A 7,366-nucleotide genomic window follows, 5' to 3' on the forward strand; every position below is an offset into this window, starting at 1 on the left:
GCACTGCCGGGACGGGCGCGGCAGGCGTCGCAGTGGTCGGCGGCGAGGCCGGCGTGTCGACAGGAGCGGGCTTTTTCTTGAAGAAACTGAACATGCGTGGGGCGATCGACTCGGGTGGGACTCGCATGTCGTGCGAGTGTGTGACGCATTGTCGGTCAACGCGCCGAAAGCGCCCGAAACCCTGGCTATAATCTGAGGCTCAGGCGCTTTAGCTCAGTCGGTTAGAGCGACGGAATCATAATCCGCAGGTCCGGGGTTCGAATCCCTGAAGCGCCACCAGAGGTAAAGAAGGGCTGAAGCAGCGATGCTTCAGCCCTTCGTCTTTCAGGCATGTAGGCGCTGGTGTAGGCGTCAATCGGGGGCGTAGTCGATCGACGACGGGCCTCGGTAGCCCGTGGGAAAGCCGGACTTGCACTTCGGGCAAGAGTAGTGATACCAGCTGTCCTTGTCCTTCGACGGGTTGAGAATCGATTTCCGACCATCCTCAAAGCAGTGGACRCAAAGCCAATGAGCCGGCTCCTCGCCCTTTTGGCTTTCGCGAAGACCATAGACCAYCACCCCCTGCTCGGGCGTGACCAATCGGTAGCGCAGCTTTTCGACATCCCAGGCTTCGGCCCGCTTCAGGGCGTCTTTCAGTTCACGATTCTCGTCAGCCAATCGCGCCTGATCGCTAACCGCGGCCATCGCGCTGGACTGTGCTGCGAGGATGGTGCTCTGCAGTTCGATGACCTTGCCCTGCACCTCCGCCAGGGACTTCAAATCCAGGAAGCCCTTCGCCAGATCACCAGCGACCTTCAAACTCGACAACGTACCCTGTATCAGACCTATATCCATGGGGGGTCCTCCTAGTCGATGAGCGGTTTGTGCGCAGACCGACCCCACAGGGCCGCCCACGACGACGGGCTAGCCGCGTCGTCGCACCGACGCTTTGGCCAATTCATAGAGGCCAACGATCGCGCCAGGAAGAGCGAAGGCCAATCCTGGGGCGGCGAAAAGCGCCGCACCGTACCACGGCCACCCCCACACGTTGAGAGCGCAGAAGAACGCACCAACGGTCAGGGGAAGTAGCGACCGCAGGAACAACAGCGGAACGATTGCCAGCCAAGCCCAAACAGCGCCGAACTGGTGATCCAACCCGACAAAGCCGGCCCAGATCTGCACCGCACCGAAAGCCAACATGGCGATCATCAACACGACAGTGAGGATCGAACCTAGCATGCTGACTCCCTCGCTCCAACTTGTGCAGTCAGACAGTAGCAGGAAACCAGTTCATCGTTCGAGGCAGCAAATCACATTCGCCCGGCGTTGCTTTGGAGCCTGGCGCTCGAACCCTCAGCGAAGCTGTACCTCCCACGACACCGAGAATGTTTCGCACTTGCTAAACCGGCGGGGGTGCCGCCACACTGCATTCGAGCCGCAGGAAGCCCGATGCACACGAACCCTACCGCCATCACCCTGGAAACGCGGCGCCGAGTCACGGTCGACGCCCTGCACGTCAACAGCACCTACGGATGCGTCATTGAAGGCGTGCCGGACGCCGAGGAGCACACCGAGGTGCTGGTCAAGGCGCACGAGCTCGCCGAGCAGCTGTGGGGCAAACGCCGCGTGCACCTGATCCGACCGCAGGACTGGGACGGCCATGCACCGCTGCCGCCCTGGACATGCGTGGCGTGGCTCACCAGCGACACGCCCATGGACGCGCGGTTCATGGGATCGGAGCTTGTGGTGATCTGGTTCGAGGTAGCCGTGTTCGACACGCCGATCAACGCGATCCTGCAGGACCGGCTCGAGTCGATCGACTGGGAGAAGGTCGCCGAAGACTTCGACTGGTGAATGATTCGACGGTCAGTCGTCGAAGGGCTTCAGGTCCAGCTGAATCCCGTAGTGCTTTCGCTCGCCGCCGCGCTTTGTCCCGCCTCCGACCACCAATGCGTCGCAGTACGTTGTCCGGCCAGTGAGCTTCTTCTGACCGAGACGACGCCGGAACCGCCGCGCATCGTCTCGCGCAAAGTACGCGACCACCACGTCATTGACTCGCACCGATACCGCTTTGTCGTCGTGCGGGTTGTCGTCCTCCGGCACGAGTTCGGCAACGCACGTCGCGTTCGCGTCCGCCTTGCCGTGGTCCCCGGCRATCGCCTGAAGCGCGCGCTGGTAGTTCGACTCTCCCACGACGGCAAATTCGAACGCGCCAAGCGTCGGCCACTTGTGTGGAGCCTCCAGGCCGGGACGATTCGCCGATTGCCCCGCTCGGCTCGGCTTGCCCTTCAGACCTCGCCTGAAGCCTTGGAAGACGACCAGCAACACCAAGCCGGCAATCACACAGAAGACGATCACGCCCATCGCGACTCCTCCCAGCACGCAGTCTACTCACGACACCATTCGGCGAGTGGCCCTTCGTGCTTGCCAAGGTCCTGCTGTCCGACCCACACTGGTGTGCCCTCACCGGAGCCTCCCAATGTCTGATGACCTCGATGCCGCTCGCGCAGTCTCTGACCTCCTGCACGCAACCGAGCAAGAGCCCATCTCGTTGGCCGACGAGCTCAGTGCACGCCGCGAGCGGCGCAACGACGATGGTGTCGCGCGCTGGCGTGCCTGGCTGGCCGAGCATCTCGACAACACGCTGGCCCTGAGCGATGACGAGCTCGAACGCCGGCACGATTTCATTCAGTGGCTGTTCCCACTCGGCAGCCCGAGCCCGTTCAACCGCGACGCGCCGGTCATCGGGCGCCACGCGATGCGCGAAGCTGTCTCAGCAGAGCCGGCACTGCGCGAGGCACTCATCAGATCCTGGTCGCGCATGCTGACGTTCTACGGGCTCGCGGAGGACGACAGCGGCCTGCGCTGGCTACAGGGCCCGGCATCATGGTCGCGAAGCATCACCCACAACGATCGACGCCTCTCGCGCATGCTGCACTGCTTGCACAGCGCTGGCTTGACCGACCAAGCTGGCATGCTGATGGCGTTCCTGGAGCAGCAGTTCGCCGGCGACGCGCAGCACGCTGAGCGGCTCAGCTGGTGGCGACATCAGGTGCTGAGCTGACGGGCGAATACCGGCCTAGACCGAAGGCTTCACGGCCTTCGAGATTGGAGCGGGCGGCTTGGGTGCAGCCTTCTTCGCTTGTGGCTGCGGTGCTGAAGTGTCCGACTTCAGCCAGTCAGGAATCGGGCGCTTCTTTTTCACGTATTCAGCGCGCAGTTCCGCTGTAGTGAAACTCGCCTCTGCGTTAAGCACCATTGATTTGTCGTCACTCAGGTTGACGTTGAGCCCTCGATGCTCCCACGAACAGTACGGCGACATGTCGGCCTCGTTGTAGTCGCATTTCGTTGGCTCGCCGTATCGACTCTTGTATCGGGCAAATGGGATGGCACTCTGCGGGATCCACCTAACCCATTTCACAGTCAACGCTTTATCGTCCGGCATGTCGACCAGTCCCTCCCCAGCTTGGCGCAATGCTTCTACAGACGACGCGGATGCACCAGGCTCTGGAGTGACCCACCTGCGTACCATGGGTCGTAGATCGTCAAAAGCGATCATCAACTTGCCAGGAAAGCCTGGCCCCTCCATGGACATGAACGCCTCATCTTCCTTGACCCACGCCGCTTTGACAGCCTTGAATACCGCATTCGGGTACTTGGCCTTTATGTCCCCAAGGGTGTCCAGGGGCTCAACCCCTTGCAATATTTCTGCGTGCAACTGCTGGCACCAGAATATGAGAAACACTGCGACGAGTCTCATGGTCTGCCCTCCCGCTGTCCCATTGATGAGAGCGTAGGACGCAGGCCGACGTTGTGCAGCAGGGTTTTCGCGCAATGCCGTGACACCAGTCACGTCCCTCTACCAGCACTCCAAACGCTTCCCGTCCGCAGACACCGTGCAGCCCTTCCCTCTTTCCTGGGCACGGAGCACCTGCCGCAGTCGATCGGCCTGGCGGTGGGCCTCTTCGATCGCCGCTGGCCGTTGCGCGACGGGCAGGCGTTTGATCTCAATCAAGCGCGCAGCAAGCGCCTCGCTGATCAACGCGTGCGTCAACTGCTCCGGCATCACATGGGCAGCGTCTCGCGCCGGCGAATCATCTCGGCAATCGGGTCCCAGTTCAGCCGATCGTTATCGGTGGCGTCGGCCGGCTCCAGGTCGGACGGCATCACGATGGGCGTGGGCAGCGCCAGGCTGACCGCCAGCGCGTCGGCGCAGTCTGGCGAAGCCAGCCCCCGAGCCTTCATGCTCTGCTTCGATTCCAGCAGGATCTGGTCGATCGAGGTGAACCCGTACTCGACCGAGCACAGGTCCGTCGCAAGGTCCTCGTCGTCCGGCAATGCGCCGCCGGCGAGCCAGTCGCGCGTGGCGCTCCAGATCTCGGCGCGCCGGTTCGCGAACTTCCGAGGGTCGAGCGCCCTGCTGCCGAACTGGATCTCGTTGACGTCGAACCGCAGCGAACGCAGCCGGTCGATCACACCACCGCCCACGCCGCCGCCGTCGATGTTGATCAGCACCTGGTGCCCGCCACGGCGCAACATGTTCACGTGCTCTGCCACGCGGGACGCCAGCTGCATGGTGTCGACGCCGCGCAGGCGGATCGGCGGGAACGTACGACCATCCCGACCCACGCGGGTGAAGATTACCGACGAGTCGTCGCCGAACCGCGCGGGGTCCACCGCCACGACCACGATCTCGCCGCGGCTTGCCGGCAGTTCGCGTCGCATCGCACTGTCGACCAGGTCACGGCTGATGAACTGCAGGCTGCTCGCGTTCGGGAACACGCCGCGCACGCGCACCTTCACGAAATCGCTGTCCTCGCCGTAGTCGGCGATCCACTCGCCGATCAGCTTCTTGTTCGTGATTGCGACGGTCCGCGAGTCGATCTGCTTCGTCACCCAGCGGTGCCGCTGGCCGTTGAATGCCTCGTGGAACTGCCCGGTGTTGCGGGTGGGGTTGCCGAACGCGAACCACATCGGCTCGCCGTCGGTCAGCCCGCCCTCGGACACATGCCAGATCTTCACCGGCACCGCGCTGGCCTCGTCGTACAGGTAGAACGGCGTGCTGTCGGCCGCGTGCAGGCCCGCGAAGCTCTCGCTGTTCTCCTCGCGGCACGTCTGCGCGTCGCACCGCCAGCTTTCGGGGTGATCGCGCATCATCATGCGCATCGCGCCCTTGCCGGTGGTGATGGTGAACCACTCGCCGAACAAGCTGCGCCGGTTCCACTTTTGGACCTCGGCCCACGTCTTCGATTCCAGCTGCTGGGCCGTGTTGGCAGTGACCACGCCGCGGGCGTTCGGTCGCGTGCTCATGATCCACCCGACGATCCACGAGGTCACCGCGCTCTTGCCAATGCCGTGACCGCTCGACACCGCCATGCGGATCGCATCGACCGCGGTGCGCCCGTCGAACGCGTTGTCACGCACACGCCGGCCGATGTCGTCGAGCAGCTCACACGCCCAGGTGTCCGGGCCGAACTCGCTGTCGAAGCGCGCACGGTATTCGTCCGGCAGCTTGACCACGCGCAGCGCAGCCTCGTGCCCCCAATCGAACGCGAACATGACGAAGGCCAGCGGGTCGGGATAAAGCAGCCCAGCCATCTGCGGCAGCACCAGGGCTGGGTCGATGGCCGGCATTCCGGTGGAGCGCTCGGCGATGAAGCCGATGCGCAACCACCCGCGGGCGATGCGCCCTGTGGCGCCTGCAGTGGTGGCGAGGACCTCGAGCTCCTCGCGCGTGTGCGTTGGCGATCGTGACGCGTGCCGGGCAGCGAGGATGGCCGGCCCGATGGCGAGCGTGTCGCTTTGCGCTTTGGCCTCGGCGCGTTCGAGCCTGCGGGAGATGTCTGCGCGCAGCATCAGGCGAGATCCTCGAAGTCGGCACTGCCGACTGCAGACGCGGGCAGCACCTCGACAGCACGCGGCGCAGCGCGGCCGCGCTCCAGCGCCTGCAGGCGACGCTCGTGCTCGTCGGCGACGATCGCCTTGGCATAGATGTCCAGCACGCGCAGAAGCCGCTCGGCAGCCTCAGCGCTGCAGTGCCCCGTCGCCGCTGCCTGCATAACGGCCGTGGCCTTGTCCTGCAGGGTGCCTGCCTCAGCAAAGCCGGGGATGCTCACCCGCTCGGCATCTTGCCGCGGGATGGGGGCCAGGCGCTCCAGCACCAGCTTCATCGACGCCGGATCGCCGGCCTTCGCCAGCGCGATCGCCTTGTCGAGGATCTCCTGGCGGTGAGGCTCGATGTGCTGGGCAATGCGCTCGGCCATGGACAGGCCACGCGGACGCCCGGGGCTCTTCAGCGCGTGGCCGGGCAGCAGTCGGCCTTCGTCGTCGCGGTCGTCGCTCACGCTACCACCTCGCACGGCGTAGGCACCAGCAGGTTGTAGCCGGTGGCGCGATGCCGGTCGCAGTGGCTCGCACGATGCCCTTCACCGGCGCCATGCGCATGCTCCTGGCCGCAGGTGCATCGGAACACCCAGGCGCCGGTCGGCGACACACGGCAGCGGAAAGCCGGCACGGGGTCGTCGGCGCCGTCCAGGTCACTGGCAGAAGGCGAGATTGAGGTCATGCTGGTGGTGATCAACGGTCGATGGTCCAGCCCGAGGGCCAGCAGATAGGGAGCGGGCGCCCACGCGAAGGTGGCGCTGGCGGCGGTGGTGGATAGACCGGCGGCGCACCGGTGGTCACAACAGCACTGACCCGCGCCCCGGCTGGCCAATCGGCAGACGCGGTCAGCCGCAACTGGCCACTGCTGTCGTTCGCCCTGGGAAACGTGGTCGCGAGCATCAGGGACGGCTGGAACGTCAGGCTTGACCGAAGCTCAGCCCGATAGAGGCGACCCCATTGCCACAGAGGCGGCCAGCCAGCCATGCTGATGAAGTCCAGGTCGAGCGTCGCTCGGCTGCCGATGCTCGGCACGTTGCTGAACGTGAGCTCGATGTGGCTGACCTGGCCGTAGGGCGCCGGCGGGACTGCCGGGCTCAGCATCACACCGGCCAGGATTGGCTCATTCGTCCAGAGCTGCATGGCTGCCTCGAGTTCAGGTCGCGGAGCCCGTGCGCGTGGTGAGCGTCACGACCAAGCTGGTCGTGCCGTCACCGGCGGTCACGCGCGGACGAATGCGGCGGTGYGCCGTCGTGGCGACCACGTACAGGCCCGCGGCCGTGATGGCGATCGGCGTCGGCAGCGCTGCGAAGGTGGTGCCATCGTCCGACGCTTCCAGAGTGACCGAGCCGCCCGTGCCGAAGGTGCCCGTGACCTGCACGGTGGCCGAGTCGGCTGCCGCGATCTGGTCGTACGGCGTGCCGTCATCACCGTTCAGCAGGCCGGTCCAGCCGACGCCGGTCGAGGTTGCCGGCAGACGCGCGCCGGGCAGGTTGTTGTTCAGGGT

12 protein-coding genes and 1 tRNA gene are annotated in these 7,366 nt (G+C 65.0%); 3 read left to right on the top strand and 10 right to left on the bottom strand.

From position 1 onward, the window contains the following. Positions 1 to 202 precede the first annotated feature (202 nt). Positions 203 to 279, top strand: a tRNA-Met gene (locus AC1D12_RS19125). Positions 280 to 351: 72 nt separating this feature from the next. Here the strand turns inward: AC1D12_RS19125 and AC1D12_RS19130 are convergent. Further along, positions 352 to 834, bottom strand: a complete 483-nt coding sequence (locus AC1D12_RS19130; protein WP_477842238.1) for a hypothetical protein — start codon at positions 832 to 834, stop codon at positions 352 to 354. A 69-nt stretch (positions 835 to 903) separates the two neighbouring features. Then, a complete protein-coding gene (locus AC1D12_RS19135; protein ID WP_477842240.1) occupies positions 904 to 1,218 on the bottom strand; it encodes a hypothetical protein in 315 nt (104 codons plus the stop codon). A 210-nt stretch (positions 1,219 to 1,428) separates the two neighbouring features. Here AC1D12_RS19135 and AC1D12_RS19140 point away from each other — a divergent pair, with 210 nt between their 5' ends. Then, positions 1,429 to 1,833: a hypothetical protein gene (locus tag AC1D12_RS19140; RefSeq protein ID WP_477842242.1), complete on the top strand. Its 405-nt coding sequence runs from the start codon at positions 1,429 to 1,431 to the stop codon at positions 1,831 to 1,833. A gap of 12 nt (positions 1,834 to 1,845) precedes the next feature. Here the strand turns inward: AC1D12_RS19140 and AC1D12_RS19145 are convergent, their stop codons facing one another. After that, positions 1,846 to 2,343 (bottom strand): hypothetical protein, encoded by a 498-nt coding sequence (locus AC1D12_RS19145; protein ID WP_477842243.1) that lies wholly within the window; start codon positions 2,341 to 2,343, stop codon positions 1,846 to 1,848. Positions 2,344 to 2,458: 115 nt separating this feature from the next. Between AC1D12_RS19145 and AC1D12_RS19150 the strand changes: the two genes are divergently transcribed. Beyond that, positions 2,459 to 3,043, top strand: coding sequence for an opioid growth factor receptor-related protein (locus tag AC1D12_RS19150; RefSeq protein ID WP_477842245.1), 585 nt, complete (start codon positions 2,459 to 2,461; stop codon positions 3,041 to 3,043). Between the two features lie 15 nt (positions 3,044 to 3,058). Here AC1D12_RS19150 and AC1D12_RS19155 read toward each other — a convergent pair whose 3' ends face one another. The 7 genes from AC1D12_RS19155 to AC1D12_RS19185 all read right to left on the bottom strand — a co-directional run. Continuing rightward, complete coding sequence (locus AC1D12_RS19155; protein WP_477842247.1) at positions 3,059 to 3,739, bottom strand: hypothetical protein; 681 nt, start codon at positions 3,737 to 3,739, stop codon at positions 3,059 to 3,061. Between the two features lie 99 nt (positions 3,740 to 3,838). Continuing rightward, the gene (locus tag AC1D12_RS19160) at positions 3,839 to 4,045 is read right to left on the bottom strand and encodes a hypothetical protein (protein WP_477842249.1); all 207 of its coding nucleotides are present in this window, start codon (positions 4,043 to 4,045) and stop codon (positions 3,839 to 3,841) included. Continuing rightward, positions 4,045 to 5,835 carry a terminase gene (locus AC1D12_RS19165; RefSeq protein WP_477842251.1) on the bottom strand — a complete coding sequence of 597 codons (1,791 nt, stop codon included), beginning with the start codon at positions 5,833 to 5,835 and terminating at the stop codon, positions 4,045 to 4,047. Before AC1D12_RS19165 ends, AC1D12_RS19160 begins: the two co-directional genes overlap by 1 nt. After that, positions 5,835 to 6,323 (bottom strand): hypothetical protein, encoded by a 489-nt coding sequence (locus AC1D12_RS19170; protein ID WP_477842253.1) that lies wholly within the window; start codon positions 6,321 to 6,323, stop codon positions 5,835 to 5,837. The genes AC1D12_RS19165 and AC1D12_RS19170 overlap by 1 nt, the downstream gene beginning before the upstream one ends. Continuing rightward, positions 6,320 to 6,544: a hypothetical protein gene (locus AC1D12_RS19175; RefSeq protein WP_477842254.1), complete on the bottom strand. Its 225-nt coding sequence runs from the start codon at positions 6,542 to 6,544 to the stop codon at positions 6,320 to 6,322. Before AC1D12_RS19175 ends, AC1D12_RS19170 begins: the two co-directional genes overlap by 4 nt. Before the next feature lie 11 nt (positions 6,545 to 6,555). Then, positions 6,556 to 7,002, bottom strand: a complete 447-nt coding sequence (locus tag AC1D12_RS19180; protein ID WP_477842256.1) for a hypothetical protein — start codon at positions 7,000 to 7,002, stop codon at positions 6,556 to 6,558. A 13-nt stretch (positions 7,003 to 7,015) separates the two neighbouring features. Then, positions 7,016 to 7,366: hypothetical protein (locus AC1D12_RS19185; protein ID WP_477842258.1), on the bottom strand; the 351-nt coding region annotated here is incomplete at its 5' end.

Source organism: Rhizobacter sp. P1_G5, assembly GCF_056405435.1.